Below are 18,299 nucleotides of genomic sequence, written 5' to 3' on the forward strand. Positions count from 1 at the left end.
CGAACACCCGATCACGCAGGCTCAGCAGTACTTCGAAGCAGCCTGGCGCGAGCCGGTACAGGTCTCCGGGATGGGGGCCGGGTCACTCGGCTCGCGGCGGGACCGTCGAGGCAAACGTGACCGCGCTGCGCAAGGGGACGGCCCGGCGGGTGTCTTGCGAAGATCGGGGAGTTCTTCGTCGAGGTGTTCTCCGCCCTGACCTGCGGAGCCGACAGTCGTGGGGGGTGGCCGAGGTTCTGATCGTCCACAGTGGAAGGTGGCTCTGCCAACTCTGTACTGGGAAGACGGCTCGATGTTGCTGCCTCCCGAGAACTGACGGTTTTCAGTCCGCCGCGATCCCGCGCAAAATCATCTCCACCAGGTTCAGCAAATGCTCCTGCAGATCGAACGGCGCGGCCTCGCTCTCGATCCACGAGCTGAGCGTCCCGAAGTAGCCCGTAGCAAGCAATAACCCAGCCTGCGCCGGATCAACGTCCGCGCGGATCTCCCCGGCCTCCTGGGCCCGGGCGACGAATGTGGCGAACTCGCGCGCCAGTTCCGGATTGCCGAAGACGTTGGTGGAGTGGATCGCCGCGCCCATGCAGGCGATGGTTTCCGCTCGGGAGTCGAGGCTGTTGCGCACCAATTCGGTCAGGTACCGGTTCAGCACCTCGCGCAGCGGCCGGTCCTCCAGATGTTCGGCGCGCACCGCGGTCATCGCGCGTTCCCGCCGACGCAGGCTCCACTCGTCCAGGAAGGCCGTCTTGCGCTGGAAGTGGTTGAAGACGGTGGCGCGCGCGGTGTCGGCTCGTTCGGCGATGTCCTCCATCGTGGTGTTCTCGTAGCCGCGTTCCACGAACAGCTCCACGGCCGCCTGGAACAGCCGGTCCCGGCGTTCGTGTCGCTGCCTGGTCCGCCGATCGCTCGTCGCTTCTGCCGTCATGCCTCGCAGTCAACCATCATTTCTTCCCGGTGCCCGCCGAACGGTGCCCTTGACGCTGCCGCCGCCGCGGCTTAGCTTAACTTGGACTCAAGTCCAAAGTTATACTCCAGTTCAAGGAGGCGGCGATGCGGCTGGTCACCTATGAATCCGCGGGCACGGGCCGGCTCGGGGTGCTGCATGGAGACGCCGTGGTGGATCCGGCGCGGGTCCTGCGGGCTTCGCGGCAAGGGGAAACCGAGGTACCGACCGAGATGGTCGCCTTCTTCGAGGGCGGTGCCGAGGCGCGCGGCAGGGTTGAACAGGCGCTTCTGCTCGCAGACACCGCGGCCGAAAGAGGCGACTCCCTCATCGACGACGGTCATCCGGCAGTGCTTCCGCGAGACGAGATCCGGCTGCTCGCCCCGGTGCCGAGGCCGCGGCGGATCCGCGACTATCTGACCTACACCCAGCACGCCAAAGGCTCCGGCCTCGCCGTTCCGCCTGCCTTCGCGGCGATGCCGATCTGCTACCAGTGCAACGTCGAGACGGTCATCGGCCCGGACGAGCCCCTGCTGTGGCCGTCCTACACCGCGCAGCTCGACTTCGAACTCGAACTCGGCTTCTTCACCTCCGGCGGCGGCAAAAACCTGACCCCGGCCGAGGCCGCCGGGCGCATCGCCGGGGTCACGATTTTCAACGACGTCAGCGCGCGCGACATCCAGATGTTCGAAATGAGCATGACCATCGGTCCGTCCAAAGGAAAACACTTCTGCACCGCGATGGGTCCGTGCGTGCTCACCATGGACGAGGTCGACGAATGGGCGGTCCAGATGACGGCGTCAGTCAACGGCGACGTCTGGGCGTCCGGATCCACAAAGGACCGGCAGTTCTCCTTCGCCGAGGTGCTCGCCTGGGCTTCGCTGGACGAAGACGTGTACCCAGGCGAGTTTTTCGGGCTCGGCACGGTCGGCGGCGGATGCGGGCTGGAGCTGGACCGCTGGATCCAGCCGGGCGACGTGGTGGAACTCGCCGCGTCAGGCGTCGGGGTGCTGCGAAACCCGGTGGGGCAACGGCAGATCGCGCCGGACGGCGCGGGATTGGCTTCGTATCAAGGTGCACCCGAGGTGCACGTCTCTTAGGAGGTAGGTATGCCGCGCACGCCCAAAGACGTTCCCTACACCAAAGGACACCACCGGCTCACCGAACACTGCTCGGCCTGGCTGGTCCCGGACGGCACGTGGGGCTGGAGCAACGCCGGACTGATCGCCGGCACCGGAGAATCCCTCCTGGTCGACACGCTCTTCGACGTGCCGATGACGCGGGAAATGCTCGTCGGCCTTCAGGGCACCACAGTAGACAGTCCAATCAAGACAGTCGTGAACACGCACGCGAACGGAGACCACTGGTTCGGCAACGAACTGGTCGCCGACGCTTCCATCATCGCCTCCGAAGCCACCGCGGAAGAGACGCGCACCAACGGCCCCGACCTCATGCGCGGGCTGGTGCGTCAGGAAGGTCCGGTAGGCCGCTTCGCCCAGCACATCCTCCACCCGTTCGACTTCGACTCCATCACCGCGACGCCGGCGAACCGGACGTTCGCCGAACAGCTGAAGCTCGACATCGGTGGCGTAGCAGTGGAAATCCGCTGCCTCGGCCCCGCGCACACCGAAGGCGACAGCGTCGTGCTGGTCCCCGACGAAGGCGTGCTGTACGCAGGTGACCTGCTGTTCATCGGAGGCACCCCGATTACCTGGGCGGGCCCGGTGTCGAACTGGATCGCCGCCTGCGACACGATGCTGGCGATGGACGCCGACTTCGTCGTTCCCGGCCACGGTCCGGTCACCGACGCTGACGGCATCCGCTCGGTTCTCGACTACCTGCAGTGGGTGCGAGCCGAGGCCGCCGACCGTCATCGCCGGGGAATGACGTCGGAGGAGGCGATGCGGGACATCTCGCTGGGCCGGTTCGCGGACCTCGACGAACGCGGCCGTCTCGCGCAGAACGTGCTTGCGGTGTACTACGAACTCGATCCGGAGATGGAGCGCGTGGACACCCGGGAGGTGTTCCGCCGCATCGCGGAACTGGAAGGGTTCGCGTGAGCCGCTAACCCGCCACAGTCAGGATCCCGAGCGCCAGCAACACGAGCACCTTCACGGTTTCCGTGGCGAGGTAAACGAAATGCGCCCGGGATCGCGGCAACTCCACGCCTTCCGGCGCGGCGAGGACGCGGTCCGTCCGTCGGTTCAACGCCGGGCGGACCGCCCCCAGTTGCACGATCAGCACCACTGCCGCCACCGCTGCCAGCACCGTCACCGCGGTGCTCGGCCGCCCGGCCACGACGGTGACCACTACCCCGATCACGAGCAGGATTTCGGCGATGTTCAAGGCCCGGAACACGATCCGGCCGATGCCGAGGCCGATCGGGATGGTGACGCCCGGCGCGCGAAACTTCAGCGGGGCTTCCAGGAACGAGATGGCGAACACCATCCCGAACCAGACGAACGTGAAGGCGCCAATCAGAGCGATATCGTGCACAGCGCGGAAAACCTCGATTCCGGTATTCGATCCGCCGCTGCCAGGCTACTCCCGCTGCCAGGTCACCGGGAGCCGCACCGGACCGTAGATCGACGCGACGTGCGGCAGCTCCACTTCAGCGAACGGAACCGCGAGCCGCAGGCCCGGGAACCGCGCGAACAGCCGGAACAACGCGATCCGCATCTCGACCCTCGCCAGCTGCTGCCCGAGGCACTGGTGCACGCCGTGGCCGAAACCGAGCTGCCCGCTCGCCTTCCGCGTGACGTCCAGCACGTCCGGGTCCGGGAACCTCTCCGGATCCCGATTCGCGACCGGCAGCGACATGACGATCGGGTCGCCCGCCTTGATCGTCACGCCGCCGACCTCGACGTCCTCGAGCGCGGTGCGGATCGGTCCGATGTGGATCACACTGAGGTAGCGCATCAATTCCTCGACCGTGCCCGCGGTGAGCTGCGGGTCGGCCTTGAACTTCGCCAGCTGCTCCGGGTTCTCCAGCAGCGCCAGCGTGCCGAGCGCGATCATGTTGCGCGTCGTCTCGAATCCGGCGACCAGCAGCATCATGCCGATGTTGGCGAGTTCCTCGTCGGTCAGGTCGCCGTCGCGGACCAGATCGGACAGCAGATCGTCGCCCGGCTTCGCCCGCTTCTCCTTGATCTGCCCGGCGATGAACGCGACGACCCCCTGCGTGGCGTCGATCCGCTCGGCGATCGGAACGTCCTTGGAGAACATGGTGGTGGTGTAGCCGTCGAACTCGGCGCGGCGTTCGTAGGGAGCGCCGAGCAGTTCGCAGATCACCAGCGACGGCACCGGTCGCGCAAACGCTTCCACCAGGTCGACCGGACCGCCCGCCGCGGCCATCGCGTCGAGGTGGTCGTCGACGATCTCCGCTACCCGGTCCTCCAGCGTGTGCATCCGGTGCACGGTGAACGCCCCGGTCAGCAGCTTGCGGTAGCGGTGGTGATCCGGGTCGTCCATCCTGCTGAACACCCCCGGATCAGCAGGTTTCGGCGGCGGCAGCGGACCGAAGTCGAGCGGAATCTTCGTCAGTTCCGCTCGCGCGGACATCCGCTTGTCCGAGAGGACTGCCCGCACCTCCTGGTATCCGGTGACGAGCCAGCCTTGCGTGCCGTCCGGATACGTCATCGGCTCGACCGGAGCCTGTGTGCGCTGGGCCGGCACCGGATCGAACGGACACGCGCCCCTTTCGAGCGGGAGTCCTGCCTGACGGATCATCGTCGCTCCTTCCCCTCTGAATAGTTCATAAGGTACACAGCATTCATAAATTTGTGAAGAGAATGTCAGAGCTGAACGCAAGGGGTGCAGGGATTCACCGTCTTGGCCGATCGCTAGCGTTGCTAGACAACCGAGCGGTGACACTGCTAGCGTCGAACCACTATCTAGCAACGCTAGATTCAGTCAACCGCAAGGAGAAATCCCGAAATGGCCAAACTGCGGAGCCTCGACCCGCGCACGCCGATGTTCGCTCAGTTCAAGCAGAAAACCGGACCGATCGTCCTGGCGAATACCTTCGTCGTGCCGGAAGGGGAGACCGAAGCGTTCCTGGCCACCTTCCGGAGGCAGGCCGAGTACATGAAGGCCCAGCCCGGATTCGTCTCGCTGCGGATGCACCGGGGAACGGCGGGCAGTCAGCTGCTGATGAATGTCGCGGTCTGGGAGTCGACCGAGGCGCTCGCCGCCGCGTTCGGCAGCCCGGAGTTCCAGCGGCTGGCGGCGGAGACTTCCGACGACGTCGAGTCGTACCCGCACATCTTCGAGCAGATCGACGTCTGAGTCCTCAGGCCTCCGCGGCGTCGAGGGCGGGGGTGAGCGGCTCGAGCGTTCGCCGCAACAGATCGGGCAGTGAGCCGGACACCACGACCAGGCCGTTGCCCGCCGGTTGCGTCCACTGCTCCAACGCGACCCGCACCGCCGCCGCGACCGAGGCGGCCAGTACGCGCGCGGTCTGCTGGTCGCCGACCCGGGTCGCGATCACTTCCTGAAGCGGGTCTTCCAATGCGGCCGGGGCGTCGAGAAACGCTGTGCGCAGGCCGGGATTCGTGGTGATCAGCAGCAGTGCGTCGCGGCTCTGCTCGTCGGGATCGGTGTACTGCTCGGTGATCGCGTCGATGATCGCCTCGGCCAGCCGGGTGTCCGGCAAGCGTTCGGCGACAGCGGCGGCAATCCGGTTTTCGCGGTCCGCGGTGACCGCGGCGACGATCGCTTCCTCGCGGCTGGAGAAGTAGTTGTTGTAGGTCCGCGGCGAAACTCCGGCCGCCTCGGCGATGTCGTCAACGCGCACGTTCGCCGGCCCGTGTTCGATCGCCAGTCGCAGGGCCGCTTCACGCAAGGCGATGCGGGTGGCCTGCTTCTTCCGTTCGCGCAATCCGGTCACGGCTCCAGTCTCCCAGGGATCATGCGCCTACGCAAACTTGCGTGCACGCAAGTTTGCTGCGTAAGGTGGGCGGCGTCCCCGAACGAAAGGAAACCGCCATGCGCGGCAAGGGAATGACGTACGACACCGGGTTCGTCCGCAATGGACGGTCGTCGCGGGAGAGCTTCGAACCGGAGGTGGTGAAGCGCGAACTGGCGATCATCCGCGACGACCTGCACTGCACCGTGGTGCACGTCGTCGGCGGCGATCCGGACCGGCTGGAACAGGCCGCACAGTGGGCGGCTGACCTGGGGTTGGAGGTCTGGTACTCGCCGTATCCGCTCGAGCGGACCCAGGAAGAGATGCTCGCTCTTTTCTCCGACTGCGCCACCCGCGCGGAACGGCTGCGCGCGACCGGGGCGAACGTCGTGTTCGTGACCGGCGTCGAGCTGAGCGTGATGAACCACGGCTTCTTGCCCGGCAACGAGACCGCGGAACGGGTCAGCCTGCTGTTCGCCGAGCCCGAGCGCCGGGCCGAGCGACTCGCCGAGGTCGCCACACGGATCGACACGTTCCTCGACGCCGCCGTCAAGACCGTGCGGGAGCGGTTCCACGGACCGGTCACCTACGCGTGCATCCAGTTCGAGCAGGTGGACTGGAGCCGGTTCGACTTCGTCACGGTGGAGCTGATCCGCTCCGCCGAGGTCGCCGACATCTTCCAGGAGGGCGTGCGAACCCTGGTGGCGCAAGGCAAACCGGTCGCGATCACCGGATTCGGCACGGCGACCTGGCGCGGGTCCGGCGACGTGGCGACGCGGAGCATGGAGATCGTCGAGTACGACAAGGAAACCGGCGACCCGCTCCGCCTCGACGGCGAGTACGAGCGGGACGAAGCCGGGCAGGCCGCGTATCTGCGCGAGCTGCTGGAGATCTTCGACGCGGAGGGAGTGGACAGCGCGTTCGTGTTCCTCTTCGCGCTCTACAGCCATCCGCACCGGTCCGGTCGCGACGATCTTGATCTCGCCAGCTTCGGCCTGGTGAAAGTCCTGGAGGACCGCTCGGGCACGGCGTACCCGGGGCTGAACTGGGAGCCGAAGGAGGCGTTCGCCGCGGTCGCCGAGCTTTACGCGAAGCCTTGACTCGGCGGGGTCCGGGCAGGTGAGATCCGGACATGTCGACGAAGACGAGCGCACTGGGCAACCGGGTCATGGCCAAGGCGGCGGTGCGGGTCATGCCGCTGTTGATGCTGCTGTACTTCGTCAACTACCTGGACCGGGTCAACATCGGGTTCGCCGGTCCGAACGGGATGAACAAAGAACTCGGCCTCACCGCGACCGCGTTCGGGCTCGCGTCGGGGATCTTCTTCATCGGCTACCTGATCCTCGAGGTGCCGAGCAATCTCGCGCTGCACCGGTTCGGCGCGCGCCGCTGGATCGCGCGGATCATGATCACCTGGGGCGCGGTGGCCGTCGCGATGGCGTTCGTGCCGAACGCCGCGACGCTGGTGGTGCTGCGGTTCGTGCTCGGCGTCGCCGAAGCGGGGTTCTTCCCCGGCATCATTCTGTATCTGACGTACTGGTTTCCGGCGGCGCAGCGGGCGAAGGCGGTCGCGCTGTTCATGTGCGCGGTGCCGGTGTCGAGCGCGATCGGCTCGACCGTCTCCAGCCTGCTGATCAGCGGCGGGCACGGCGTGTTCGGCCTGTCCGGCTGGCGGTTCATGTTCCTCGTGGAAGGCATTCCGGCGATCCTGCTCGCGGTCGTCACGTGGTTCTGCCTGAGCGACCGGCCGGAAAACGCGAAATGGCTGTCGGCCGAGGAGCGCGACTGGCTCACCAGCGAACTCGACGCCGAACGCCGCGCCACCGAAGCCGAACACCACTGGCCGCTGCGAAAAGCGCTCACGCACCCGCGGATCCTCGGCCTGGCGTTCGTGTACTTCGCGGTCGTCTACGGCCTGTACGCGCTGGGCTTCTTCCTGCCGACGATCATCGCCGGGTTCGGCGAGGATTTCGGCACCAAACTCAGCGTGCTGCAGGCGGGTTTGGTGAACGCGATCCCGTACGTCGCGGGCGCGCTGGTGATGGTCCCGTGGGCGCGCCACGGCGACCGGACCGGGGAACGGAAGTGGCACGTCGCGCTGCCGATGCTCGTCGGCGGCGCGGCGATCCCGGTCGCGCTGTACCTCGGAAATCCTTACGCCACCATGACCGCGGTGACGATCTGCGCGGTGGGCGTGTGCGCGGCGCTGCCGACCTTCTGGGCGCTGCCGTCGAACTTCCTGTCCGGCGCGGCAGCCGCCGGCGGGATCGCGCTGATCAACGCGCTGGGCAACCTGAGCGGATTCGTCGCGCCGTATGTGACGGGCTGGCTGCGCGACCTGACCGGTACACAGCGGGCCGGTTTGTGGGTGGTCGGCGCGTGCATGATCGCGGGAGCCGCGCTGGCGGTGGCGTTGGGGGCGAAGCCGCGCGCGTCTCGCCGGTGATCAGGCGGCGCGGCGGACCCGGTCCGTCAGCACTTGTACTTCGGTCTCGAACAACGCGTCGGTGTCGAGGCCCATCGCGGTGAAGCCGCCGCCGATTTCGAGGCTGACAAAGCCATGCAGCCGCGACCACAACGCGACCGCCAGCTGGTGGTTCTCGGTGTTCGCGCGTCGGGCGTCGAGCACTTCCGCGTTCTCGTACGCAGTCGGCTTTTCCGTGGTTTCGGCGTGGTGCAGCACCCCCAGCACCACGCCCATCAGCGACCGGGCCGCTTCGACGAGCGGTTGGGCATGGGCGTCGTAGCCGGGGAACGGTGCCTTGAACAGCAATTCGTACCGGTGCGGCTCTTTCCGCGCCCACGCCCGGTACGCGGCGGCCAGCAGCCGGATCCGCGCTTCCGCGTCGGGCGCGTCGGCGTCGAGCGCCTTCGCCATGGCCTCGCGGAGGTCGTGGTAGGCGTCGATGACCAGGACGTTCAGCAGCTCGTCGCGGCTGGAGAAGTAGCGGTACAACGCCGGCCCGGACACGCCGAGCTGCTTGGCGATGGCGTTGATGGAGATCGCCTGCGGGCCCCCGGTCGCGAGCTGGCCGAGTGCGACGAGTTTGACCTCCTCGCGCACTTGCTCGCGGAGCCGTTCGCGCATCGGTTTGCGGGTGCCTGCTGCGGGCATCCCCACCTCCTTGACGACGCCCGACGGTAACACGGCCGATTGTTCGGAAGACCTTCTAACTGCTCGCCTGAGTCTTGAAGGCCTGCTCGACGTCGTCGCGTTCGACGGCGGGGCCAGGCACTTCCCTCGGTCCCTCGGTCGCGAGGCCGTTGAGGAAATGCGCGATCTGCCGTCTCGCCAGATGGGTCCAGTCGACGGCCGACGCCTTCGGCTGGGTGAGCAGGGTGCTGAACGCGATGAGATCGGTGGCGTTGACCGGACCGCGGATGCTGCCGTCTTCGCGGCCGTTCGCGAGGAAGAAATCGAGCCGTCGGTAGATCGACTTCCGGGCCGCTACCGCTTCCGGCGTGACGAGCGGGCGCACGCCGTGCAGCGGGAGGACGATCTGGTCGGCCAGCTCCACGGTGCCTTCGAGGTAGCGACGGACCTGGTCGAGGCCAGTGCTGTCTTCGTCGATCTGGTCGAGCAGGTTGTTGAGCAGGCCGTATGCGCGGTACTCCAGAGCCTGCAGCAACGCGTCGCGGTCGGCGTAGCTGCGATAGAGCGTGCCGATCCCGAGGCCAGCCTCGGCGGCGACAGTGGCCAGCGGGACGTGCCGGCCTTCGCGGAGCACCGCCGCGGCAGCCGCGGCGAGCAGTCGTTCGCGGTTGGCCTCCGCGTCCTTGCGAACCTTGCGCGGGCGGGACATCGGTTCTCCTCGCGGTGCCTGGACACTGTCCGCCAGCCCAGGATAGTCCGCATAAGCGGACGGAATGTCCGCCGCCTTGCGCTGTCCATTAAGGACTGTGGAAAGCCGGTTGACCAGGCTGGCAACATTGAGCCACGTGAGTGATGACGCGAACCACCTCCTCCGTGCCGCCAGTCTGGCGACCCCCATGGCGTTGCGGGTCGCGGTAACGCTGGGCCTGCCCGACCGGCTGCGCGCGCCCGGCACTGTCGAGGACGTCGCCGCGGAACTGGACCTCTCGCCGATCGCGCTCGACGTCCTGCTCGGCCACCTGGTCACGCTCGGCGTGGTCGAACGCACCGACAAGGGCTACCTGACCACCGCCTATGGTGAGAATCTCCGCCAGGACAAGGAAAACGGCGTGGCCAACCTCCTGCATCTGGACCGTGCGGCAGGCCGCGCCGAACTCGCTTTCGTTGAGCTGGCGCACAGCATCCGGACCGGCGAGGCCGCCTACTCCCGTCGCTATGGCAAGGATTTCTGGACCGATTTGGCCGAACAGCCGCACTTGCGGCAATCCTTCGACCAGCAGATGACGCACCGATTTCGCACCGAGATTCCCCAGGTGGTCGCCGGAATCGACTGGTCTTCGTTCAGTACGGTAGTCGACGTAGGCGGCGGCCGAGGAGATTTGCTCGCCGCAATTCTCGAAGCGAATCCAAAACTGCGTGCCCATCTGATCGACCTCGAGCCGACCGCCAGCGAGGCCCGCGCCGCCTTCGCCGCCCGCGGCCTCGCCGACCGAGTCGAGGTGCGCGGTGGCAGCTTCTTCGATCCGCTCCCAGCAAAAGCGGATGCCTATGTCCTGGTGGACATCCTCCACAACTGGGACGACGAGAACGCCCGCCGCATCCTGGAGCGGTGTGCGGAAGCAGCAGGCCGGTCCGGACGGATTCTCGCCATCGAAGCGGTCAGCGGAATTCACGCGCGCACCGAAATGGACCTGGTCATGCTGGTGCATTTCGGCGGTCGCGAACGGCGCGTGGAAGAATTCCGCACCCTCGCCGATTCCGCGGGGCTAGTCTTGGAATCGGCAGTGCCCTTGACCGACCAGCGTGGTCTCGCGGAATTCCGCGTCGCTTAACTCGGCGACCGGCCGAGCAGTGCGACCAGCCGGTCCAACGGCGGCGCGTCCTCGGCGACCGGCACCGGCGGCGCGAACGGATTCCGCTCCGCCGGAAGATCAGCGAGTTTCGCCGTACTGAACGCGATTTCCCGTTCCACGAGCGCGTCCTCGAACTTCGGCTCCTGACCAGTGGCGCGAGCGAGGTCCCAGCCGTGCGCGAGTTCCTCGACGATCCGCAGATGCACCGCGGCGATCCCCGGAACCGTCCCGGCCGGGACCTCGAAAACCCGCTCCAGCACCCCCGGCTGCCGGAAGGCGGAGACCAGACCGCGCACCGCGTCCCGATAGGCAGCGACCGGGTCGGCGCCCAGCGCATCGGACGTACGAGGGTCGAGCGAGCCGCACTCCTCGCCGTGGAGGACGGCGGTGAACAGCCGATGCCCGAGGACCAGATGGTTCACCAGTTCGCGGACAGTCCACTCCGGGCACGGTGTCGGCGCGTCCCAGCGAGACACGCCAGCGACCAGCGCGCTGGTGGAATCGAGGACCGCGGCTAGATCGTCGACAGGGTTCATCGTTTCGCCTTTCTCAGGGGGCACCAGTACAGACACCGCCCGCTCCGGAAACGGAACGGTGGCAGGATGCGACAGGTGGGCCAGGACATCCTCGATCGGGCACGCGCCGGAGACGCGCACGCCTTCCGCGAGCTGGTCGAGCCCTATCGGCACGAGCTGCAGGTGCACTGTTACCGCCTCCTCGGCTCGCTCACCGACGCCGAGGACCTGCTGCAAGAGACGCTCCTCGCCGCCTGGCGCGGACTGGACGGTTACGCCGGTCGAGCCTCGGTCCGCTCCTGGCTGTACCGCATCGCCACCAACCGCTGCCTCAACGCCCGCCGCGACGCCGGCCGTCGCGTCCCGGCGGAACCGTCGCCGCCGTTCACCCCGACCGAGCCGACCCGCCGCACCGAAGTGACGTGGCTGCAGCCTGCACCGGACGACCCCGCCGCGCGGTACAGCGCCAAGGAAACCTTCGAACTGGCGTTCGTCGCGGCCCTGCAGAGACTCCCGCCGCGCCAGGCCGCCGTCCTCGTGCTCCGGGACGTCCTCGACTACTCCACCGACGAGGTCGCGGACCTGCTCGACACCAGCTCCACCACGGTCAAAGGCGCTCTGCAACGCGCCCGGGCCCAGCTGCGGCAGACCGTCGAACCCGCCCCGCCAGCACCTCGCGAACGCGAGATCGCGCAACGATTCGCCGACGCCTTCAGCGAGGGAGACGTCGAAGGCGTGGTCGCGCTCCTGACCGATGACGGCTGGCTCGCCATGCCGCCCGCGCCGCACGAATACGTCGGCCGGGAATCCGTCACCGCATTCCTGACCAGGTTCGGCCAGTGGCGCGGCACCCGGAGGTTCTGCCTTCTCCCGACGTGCGCCAACACCCACCCGGCCTTCGCCTGCTATCTCACCGAACCCGGCGGAACTGTGGGGCGTCCCGCCGGAATCCTCGTACTCGCCCCGTGGGGCGACCGAATCCGCACTGTCACCTGGTTCCTTGCAGCCGAGTTATTCCCCCGCTTCGGCCTGCCCGCGGAGGTTTCGGCGTGCTGACCACCCTCGCGATCCAGAACTACCGCTCGCTGCGTGACCTGGTGCTGCCGTTGTCGCAGCTCACCGTGATCGTCGGCGCGAACGGCACCGGCAAGTCCAGCCTGTACCGCGCGCTGCGCCTGCTCGCCGACGCAGGCCGCAACGGCGCGGTCGCGGCCCTCGCCGGAGAAGGCGGCTTGCCGTCGACGCTGTGGGCAGGCCCGGAGACCATGAGCCGAGCGGTGCGGGAAGGCCGTGCCCCGGTGCAACCGTTGCGGCGAACCAAATCGGTGGGTTTGCGACTCGGCTACTCCGGCGACGAGTTCGGTTACGCACTCGACTTCGGCCTCCCGATCCCCAGCGAGACGGCCTTCAACCTGGACCCGGAATACAAACGCGAGTGCGTCTGGCACGGCCCAGTACTGCGCCCGTCCGCGTTGCTGGCCGACCGCTCCGGTACGAGAGTCCGCATCCGCGACGAGGCAGGCTCCTGGATCGAGAGCGGCCACTCGATCGCTCTCACCGACAGCATGCTGGGCGAATTCGCCGACCCGCGCTTGTGCCCGGAACTCCTGATCGTCCGCGACCGAGTCCGCGGCTGGCGGTTCTACGACCACTTCCGCACCGACGCCGACGCCCCGGCGAGACAAAGCCGCATCGGCACCCGAACCTGGGCCCTGGACCACGACGGCGGCGACCTGGCCGCGGCCTTGCGCACCATCCAGGAATCCACCGACGCCGACGCCCTGGCCACCGCGATCGACGACGCCTTCCCCGGCTCGTCCATCGAAGTGACCGCTGCCGACGGCAGGTTCGACCTCCGCTTCCACCAGCACGGTCTGCTGCGCCCCCTGAGCGCCGCCGAACTCTCCGACGGCACCCTGCGTTACCTGCTGTGGGCCGCGGCGTTGCTCAGCCCGCGCCCACCGGAGCTGCTGGTCTTGAACGAACCGGAAACCAGCCTGCACCCGGACCTGCTTCCAGCGCTGGCCGCGTTGATCACCGCCGCGGCGAAGAAGACGCAACTGCTGGTGGTGTCGCACTCCCAGCTGCTGGTGCGGTTTCTCGAGGACGCCTCGGTACTGGAACTGGAAAAGGACTTCGGCGCGACGGTGGTGGCTGGGCCGGGGAGGCTGGACCAGCCGTCGTGGCATTGGCCGAAACGGTGAAGTCCGGCAGCGCGAACGGACCCGCGCGAACTCTCACGCGGAACTCGCCATAAGCGTCAGCGAGGCCGCACCGGACGTCGTACGCGAGTCGTCTTCGTCGGCGTCCGAACCGGCCGGTACGGCTCCGGCACCGGCAACCGCAGAAGCCGGCCGATCTTCCCCGGCCCGAGATGGTTCAAATCCGCTACCGCGGCGGGCTCGTGCCGGGCACAGCTGGCGAGCACGCCGAACAGGAACATCGTCACGATCAGCGACGTCCCGCCGTACGACACCAACGGCAGCGTCACCCCGGTGACCGGCAGCGCGTTCACCACGTACCCGATGTTGACCGCGGCCTGCGCCACGAGCAGCACGGTGATCGTCGCCGCGACGACGCGGATCCACGGGTCCAGGTTGCGCGTCGCGATCCGCAGGCCGACCAGCGCGAGCCCGCCGAACAGCAGCAGCACCACCGCGCAGCCGAGGAACCCGAGTTCCTCGCCGATCAACGCGAAGATGAAGTCGTTCTGCACGTTCGGCAGGTACTTCCACTTCGACGCGCCCTGTCCGAGCCCGACGCCGAACAGCCCGCCCTCGGCGAGTGCGTACTGCGCCTGCACGGCCTGGTACCCGGCACCGGAGGTGTCCGCGTCGGGGGAGAGGAACGACAGCACGCGCGCGAGCCGGTAGTCCGCGACCAGCGCGAGCACCACGAACCCGCCCACGCCGCCGGCCAGCAGCGCGGCGAACAGCCGTCCTGGCGCCCCTGAGAACCACAGCAGCGACAGCAGCACGATGCCGAGCGAGATCGTCCCGCTGAGGTTCGGCTGCGCCATCACCAGGGCGAACATCAGCAGCGCGACCGGCACCAGCGGCACCAGCAAATGCCGCCAATGGTGCAGCAGCCGGGCTTTCACCACGAGAATGTGCGCGCCCCACAAGGTCAACGCCACTTTCGCGAGCTCGACCGGCTGCAACGTCAGCGGGCCGAGCGTGAACCACCGCTGCGCCCCGTTCACCTTCGCGCCGAGCGGGGTGAGCACCAGCGCGAGCAGCACCAGCGTCACGAGCATCAGCATCGGCGAGAGGGACCTGATCCGCCGCAACGGAACCCGCAGCCCGGCCCACAGCGCGACCAGGCCGATGAGGACGAAAATGATGTGCTTCTGGAACGTGCTGTACACGCCGCCCGGCTGCGCCGAAGACGCCGACAGCACCATGATGACGCCGAGCAGCGTGAGCAGACCGCACAGCGCGAGCACGAGGTGGAACGACGCCAGCGGCCGGGACAGCCAGCCGACGATCGCGACCGGACCCCGGCTTCGTCTGTTCCGTGTCGTAGCCACTCGCGCACCGCCGTCCGCCGAACTTCCGGCGCGGGGAAGGACCGCGCCGGGCCGATTATGCCTTAACCGTCCTGATAGGACATTAAGACGCGCGGAGCTTCCGTCGTCGAAGTTATTTCACACAAGGGATTCCGCCTCCGCTCAGCACCGACGGCGGCGCTTGCTGTGCCGCGGGCGCGGCCGACGTGGTGCTCGGGTCGCTGCTGGTGCTGCTGCTACTGCTACTGCTGCTTCGGTGCTTGTGTGTCGGTTCCGTGGTCGGCGTCGCGTAGGCGGCAGGGCTCGGCATCGGAGCGCCGCTGAGCAGTTGCGCGACCAAGGACTGGATTTGCGCGGTATTGACGAAGTTGACGTCCTCGCCGGACGGGCTCTTGCCGAAGTGATCGACCGGAAGCGTCACGAAGCTGACATTCCCGCCGGTCAGGCTGGACGCCTGCTTCGCGAGCGCGAGCAGGTCCAGCGAACTGTCGACCGCGGTGTTCTGCTTCGCGACATCCATGATCCCTTGGAGTTTCGCCGGATTCGTGAAGGCGCCGCCCTGTTTGAGCTGATAGGCCAGCGAAGCGATGAACGCCTGCTGCCTGCGTTCGCGGTCGAGGTCGGTGAAGTTGAGCGCGGGATGCACGTTGTCGCGGCGCTGCCGGACGAACTCGACGGCCTGCTCGGCGCTGATCTCCTGCTGGCCGGCGTGGAAGTTCGCGCCCGAATAGCTGTCCTGGGTGTCCTCGTTGAGGCACACCGTGATCGGCTGGACGACCTGGGCGATCTCGAAGAACGCCACGAGGGTGACCTCGACGAAATGGTCGATCGGGACGTCGCCGAGGAATCTCCGCACGGTGTCGATTTCCGCCCGGCGGCCCGCGTCGCGTGCCTGCTGCTCGCGCTGCGATTTGTCGGTGACGTTCTGCGAGATGAGCTGTTTGGCCTTCTCGTCGAACGCCAGCCCGTAGGCCTGTTTGATCTTGCCCTTGCACACGTTGTCCGGACAGCCCGCCAGCGGAACGTAATCGTCGCGCGGAATCGAGATCGACGTCGCCTTGCTGCCGTCGCCGGGGACGTGCAGGAGCATCAGCACATTGGCGTTGTAGCCGCCGTCCTGCTGGTCCCCGGCGTGCAGCGAGTTGTAGATGTCCTTCGGCAGCGGGTTGCCGTTCTCGTCGAGCCGCGAATCGAGGCCCATGATCAGGATGTTGGTGTCGCCGCCGCTGGAGGTCGACTGCCCGTCGAGCACGTCGGAAACCTGCAGGCCCGACACCACGCCGTTGTAGGCGGCCCAGCCGTAACCGGTCAGCGCGAGCGTCAACGCGGCCGCGAGGGCCAGCGCGACCCGGCCGGTGAGCCGCCTGCGCCGGGCCGCGGCACGGGCGGCGACACCGCGTGCCGCCGCCCCGCGGGACGCGGCGACACGTCTGTCGTGGGGGTCGGTCATCGGGCCTTCCGGTGCCGGGACGTCATGGTGACCTCACTGTTCTGGACACTCGCTGTGTACACGCTGAGAAGGAAGCTGACACAGAGTTAACCCATAGCCAGCTGGACGAGCTTCACGATGACAAGGGCCATCGCCAGGAACAGATACGTGCGCAGTGCGGTCAACCCGATCTTGCGCCCGATCGACAGCTCCGGCGGCGGCAAGTACTGCAGCGGAGGCATCCGCCACTCCGCGCGTCCGGTGCGATCGATCGGCGCGGCGCTGCGGTGGCGAAGGAGCGCGTACCCGGCGGTCAGCACGCCGATTCCGCCGCTGACCGCCATGATCAGGAAGATCTGGTCCGCGCTGATGTCCGGGAACAGCACCGCCGCGGTGAGGATCACCGACAGCACCACCAGCACACCGACGACCACGGAGGTGAACAGGTTGGTGAGCCGTCCGTTGACCCACGGCCCGAGCACCGCCTTGTCGTTGCACAGCAGCAAGAGGAACACTGTCGCCGACGGCAGCAGCACTCCCGCCAGCGTCTGCACCCCGGTGGTGAGCAGGCCCAGCGGCGAGCCCGGGATGACCACGAGGGTGGCCGACAGTCCGACGAGACCGGCGTACACCGCGTAGAAGCCCTTCGCGTGCCGTGCCCCGCGATGCAGCGAGTGCTTCATCCCGAAGACGTCACCGATCGCGTACGCGCTCGACAGCGACACTGCGAACGCCCCGACGATCGACGCGTCCAGCAACGCGACGGCGAACAGCGCGCCCGCCGTACGTCCCGCGTAAGCCTCGATGCCGTTCGTGACAGCAGCTGTGTCGGAGAACGGTGTGCCGGTGCCCGCGAAGGCCGCCGCCGCGATTCCCATGATCGCGGCCGCGCCGACCATCACCACGGCCAGGCCGATCCACAGATCCGCCTTCTCGTAGCGCATGAACCGCGGCGTGATGCGCTTGTCGATCACGTAGGACTGCTGGAAGAACAGCTGCCACGGCGCGACCGTGGTGCCGACGATCGCGATGATCAGCAGCATCAGCTCAGCCATCCCGCCAGGTCCGGCCGGCATTGTCGGCACGAGGCCGCCGAGCATTTCCGCTGGTGCCGGGTGCGCGAAAACGTAGACCGGGATCAGCGTCAGCGAACCGAGGCAGAAGAAGATCGCGATCCGCTCGAACCGCCGGAAGCTGCCGGTGAACGCGGCTCCGACGATGACGGCCGCGGCCAGCACGACCGACGGAACCGTCGGCAGGCCGAGGTAGCGGGTCGCCATCGTGATGCCGATGAACTCGGTGACCAGCGTCAACGCGTTGAGCAGGAACAGGTCGAGTACCGAGAACGCGCCCCAGAACTTGCCGAAGCGTTCGAGGATCAGCCGGGCGTGCCCGACGCCGGTGACCGCGCCGAGGCGGAGCACCATTTCCTGGTTCACGTACAGCACGGGCACCAGAAGCAGCAGGGTCCACAGCAGCTTCGGGCCGTAGTTCTGCCCGGCCTGGCTGTAGGTGGCGAACGCGCCGGCGTCGTTGTCGCCGACCAGCACGATCAACCCCGGTCCGACGATCGCGAGCAGGGTCTTGAGCTTGGCGCTGAGGCCGGTCCGCGGCGCGGAGTCGCCCGCTTTGATGGTGCCGAGCGCGCCGCGGATGTCGCCGACGTGGTGGTCGTCGAGGACCGCGGTGGTGCGCCGGTCGATGTGCACGGCTGTGTCAGTGGTCATGACGAGCACTCCCTTCGGCCTCTGGCGGGCCGATCGGGGCACCCGGGTTCCGCGCACTCCGAAGACCCGTCCGGCGCGGGCCGGACGGGCGGGGAAGCGGGATCAACCGGGGATGCCGGAAGACGGGGACAAGTCGGGGTCCGAGGGCGTACTTCGCCCTGGGCTCGTGTCGTGCATCGCCCTCACCTCCCCGCTTTTCCGGCTCCTGAAGTACTCAACGCCATCCTCCGGAGAACTGTCAAGCGCTTGTACAAGTGTTGTAGTCATCAATGTGACTCAGGTCACTGTCGAGGTAATGTCGAGAACGCCGTCCCGGCTCCGTCCCCG

Annotated in this window: 18 protein-coding genes; 8 read left to right on the forward strand and 10 right to left on the reverse strand. The window is 67.6% G+C overall.

Features of this window, described 5'->3' with window-relative positions; genetic code table 11:
- Nucleotides 1–322: 322 nt before the first annotated feature.
- Nucleotides 323–922, reverse strand: a complete 600-nt coding sequence (locus ATK30_RS23510; protein WP_101437452.1) for a TetR/AcrR family transcriptional regulator — start codon at nt 920–922, stop codon at nt 323–325.
- 125 nt (nt 923–1,047) lie between these two features.
- On the opposite strand from ATK30_RS23510, the gene ATK30_RS23515 reads away from it, so the two are divergent.
- Together ATK30_RS23515 and ATK30_RS23520 are read left to right on the forward strand one after the other, a co-directional pair.
- On the forward strand, nt 1,048–2,040 hold the full coding sequence (locus ATK30_RS23515) for a fumarylacetoacetate hydrolase family protein (RefSeq protein ID WP_101437453.1): 993 nt from the start codon (nt 1,048–1,050) through the stop codon (nt 2,038–2,040).
- A 9-nt stretch (nt 2,041–2,049) separates the two neighbouring features.
- A complete protein-coding gene (locus ATK30_RS23520; RefSeq protein ID WP_101437454.1) occupies nt 2,050–3,000 on the forward strand; it encodes an MBL fold metallo-hydrolase in 951 nt (316 codons plus the stop codon).
- A 4-nt stretch (nt 3,001–3,004) separates the two neighbouring features.
- Here ATK30_RS23520 and ATK30_RS23525 read toward each other — a convergent pair whose 3' ends face one another.
- Nucleotides 3,005–3,388: a hypothetical protein gene (locus ATK30_RS23525; protein ID WP_167442211.1), complete on the reverse strand. Its 384-nt coding sequence runs from the start codon at nt 3,386–3,388 to the stop codon at nt 3,005–3,007.
- A gap of 93 nt (nt 3,389–3,481) precedes the next feature.
- A complete protein-coding gene (locus ATK30_RS23530; RefSeq protein WP_101437456.1) occupies nt 3,482–4,669 on the reverse strand; it encodes a cytochrome P450 in 1,188 nt (395 codons plus the stop codon).
- A 207-nt stretch (nt 4,670–4,876) separates the two neighbouring features.
- Between ATK30_RS23530 and ATK30_RS23535 the strand changes: the two genes are divergently transcribed.
- Nucleotides 4,877–5,227 (forward strand): antibiotic biosynthesis monooxygenase family protein, encoded by a 351-nt coding sequence (locus ATK30_RS23535; protein WP_101437457.1) that lies wholly within the window; start codon nt 4,877–4,879, stop codon nt 5,225–5,227.
- 4 nt (nt 5,228–5,231) lie between these two features.
- Here ATK30_RS23535 and ATK30_RS23540 read toward each other — a convergent pair whose 3' ends face one another.
- A complete protein-coding gene (locus ATK30_RS23540; RefSeq protein WP_101437458.1) occupies nt 5,232–5,828 on the reverse strand; it encodes a TetR/AcrR family transcriptional regulator in 597 nt (198 codons plus the stop codon).
- 98 nt (nt 5,829–5,926) lie between these two features.
- On the opposite strand from ATK30_RS23540, the gene ATK30_RS23545 reads away from it, so the two are divergent.
- Nucleotides 5,927–6,946: a hypothetical protein gene (locus ATK30_RS23545; RefSeq protein ID WP_101437459.1), complete on the forward strand. Its 1,020-nt coding sequence runs from the start codon at nt 5,927–5,929 to the stop codon at nt 6,944–6,946.
- Between the two features lie 32 nt (nt 6,947–6,978).
- On the forward strand, nt 6,979–8,292 hold the full coding sequence (locus ATK30_RS23550) for an MFS transporter (protein WP_101437460.1): 1,314 nt from the start codon (nt 6,979–6,981) through the stop codon (nt 8,290–8,292).
- On the opposite strand, the gene ATK30_RS23555 is transcribed toward ATK30_RS23550, so the two are convergent.
- Both ATK30_RS23555 and ATK30_RS44720 read right to left on the reverse strand, forming a co-directional pair.
- A complete protein-coding gene (locus tag ATK30_RS23555) occupies nt 8,293–8,961 on the reverse strand; it encodes a TetR/AcrR family transcriptional regulator (protein ID WP_101437461.1) in 669 nt (222 codons plus the stop codon).
- A gap of 55 nt (nt 8,962–9,016) precedes the next feature.
- A complete protein-coding gene (locus ATK30_RS44720) occupies nt 9,017–9,649 on the reverse strand; it encodes a TetR/AcrR family transcriptional regulator (protein ID WP_101437462.1) in 633 nt (210 codons plus the stop codon).
- A gap of 109 nt (nt 9,650–9,758) precedes the next feature.
- On the opposite strand from ATK30_RS44720, the gene ATK30_RS23565 reads away from it, so the two are divergent.
- On the forward strand, nt 9,759–10,772 hold the full coding sequence (locus ATK30_RS23565) for a methyltransferase (RefSeq protein ID WP_416332785.1): 1,014 nt from the start codon (nt 9,759–9,761) through the stop codon (nt 10,770–10,772).
- Here the strand turns inward: ATK30_RS23565 and ATK30_RS23570 are convergent.
- Nucleotides 10,769–11,329: a TIGR03086 family metal-binding protein gene (locus tag ATK30_RS23570; RefSeq protein WP_208637406.1), complete on the reverse strand. Its 561-nt coding sequence runs from the start codon at nt 11,327–11,329 to the stop codon at nt 10,769–10,771. The genes ATK30_RS23565 and ATK30_RS23570 overlap by 4 nt on opposite strands.
- Before the next feature lie 66 nt (nt 11,330–11,395).
- Here ATK30_RS23570 and ATK30_RS23575 point away from each other — a divergent pair, with 66 nt between their 5' ends.
- Complete coding sequence (locus ATK30_RS23575) at nt 11,396–12,364, forward strand: RNA polymerase subunit sigma-70 (protein ID WP_416332786.1); 969 nt, start codon at nt 11,396–11,398, stop codon at nt 12,362–12,364.
- A complete protein-coding gene (locus ATK30_RS23580) occupies nt 12,358–13,512 on the forward strand; it encodes an AAA family ATPase (RefSeq protein ID WP_101437464.1) in 1,155 nt (384 codons plus the stop codon). The genes ATK30_RS23575 and ATK30_RS23580 overlap by 7 nt, the downstream gene beginning before the upstream one ends.
- Nucleotides 13,513–13,568: 56 nt before the next feature.
- On the opposite strand, the gene ftsW is transcribed toward ATK30_RS23580, so the two are convergent.
- The 3 genes from ftsW to ATK30_RS23595 form a co-directional block, all read right to left on the reverse strand.
- Complete coding sequence (gene ftsW, locus ATK30_RS23585) at nt 13,569–14,837, reverse strand: putative lipid II flippase FtsW (protein ID WP_101437465.1); 1,269 nt, start codon at nt 14,835–14,837, stop codon at nt 13,569–13,571.
- A gap of 112 nt (nt 14,838–14,949) precedes the next feature.
- On the reverse strand, nt 14,950–16,266 hold the full coding sequence (locus tag ATK30_RS23590; protein WP_101437466.1) for an LCP family protein: 1,317 nt from the start codon (nt 16,264–16,266) through the stop codon (nt 14,950–14,952).
- Nucleotides 16,267–16,352: 86 nt separating this feature from the next.
- On the reverse strand, nt 16,353–17,972 hold the full coding sequence (locus ATK30_RS23595; RefSeq protein WP_101437467.1) for an NRAMP family divalent metal transporter: 1,620 nt from the start codon (nt 17,970–17,972) through the stop codon (nt 16,353–16,355).
- Nucleotides 17,973–18,299: the final 327 nt, after the last annotated feature.

This window comes from Amycolatopsis echigonensis, from assembly GCF_002846615.1.
Classification (GTDB): Bacteria; Actinomycetota; Actinomycetes; order Mycobacteriales; family Pseudonocardiaceae; genus Amycolatopsis; species Amycolatopsis echigonensis.

Coding starts and splice junctions, on each gene's coding strand:
- ATK30_RS23510 (WP_101437452.1), bottom strand. CDS start 922: ATGACGGCAGAAGCGACGAGCGATCGGCGGACCAGGCAGCGACACGAA.
- ATK30_RS23515 (WP_101437453.1), top strand. CDS start 1,048: ATGCGGCTGGTCACCTATGAATCCGCGGGCACGGGCCGGCTCGGGGTG.
- ATK30_RS23520 (WP_101437454.1), top strand. CDS start 2,050: ATGCCGCGCACGCCCAAAGACGTTCCCTACACCAAAGGACACCACCGG.
- ATK30_RS23525 (WP_167442211.1), bottom strand. CDS start 3,388: ATGGTGTTCGCCATCTCGTTCCTGGAAGCCCCGCTGAAGTTTCGCGCG.
- ATK30_RS23530 (WP_101437456.1), bottom strand. CDS start 4,669: ATGATCCGTCAGGCAGGACTCCCGCTCGAAAGGGGCGCGTGTCCGTTC.
- ATK30_RS23535 (WP_101437457.1), top strand. CDS start 4,877: ATGGCCAAACTGCGGAGCCTCGACCCGCGCACGCCGATGTTCGCTCAG.
- ATK30_RS23545 (WP_101437459.1), top strand. CDS start 5,927: ATGCGCGGCAAGGGAATGACGTACGACACCGGGTTCGTCCGCAATGGA.
- ATK30_RS23550 (WP_101437460.1), top strand. CDS start 6,979: ATGTCGACGAAGACGAGCGCACTGGGCAACCGGGTCATGGCCAAGGCG.
- ATK30_RS23555 (WP_101437461.1), bottom strand. CDS start 8,961: ATGCCCGCAGCAGGCACCCGCAAACCGATGCGCGAACGGCTCCGCGAG.
- ATK30_RS44720 (WP_101437462.1), bottom strand. CDS start 9,649: ATGTCCCGCCCGCGCAAGGTTCGCAAGGACGCGGAGGCCAACCGCGAA.
- ATK30_RS23570 (WP_208637406.1), bottom strand. CDS start 11,329: ATGAACCCTGTCGACGATCTAGCCGCGGTCCTCGATTCCACCAGCGCG.
- ATK30_RS23575 (WP_416332786.1), top strand. CDS start 11,396: ATGCGACAGGTGGGCCAGGACATCCTCGATCGGGCACGCGCCGGAGAC.
- ATK30_RS23590 (WP_101437466.1), bottom strand. CDS start 16,266: ATGACCGACCCCCACGACAGACGTGTCGCCGCGTCCCGCGGGGCGGCG.
- ATK30_RS23595 (WP_101437467.1), bottom strand. CDS start 17,972: ATGACCACTGACACAGCCGTGCACATCGACCGGCGCACCACCGCGGTC.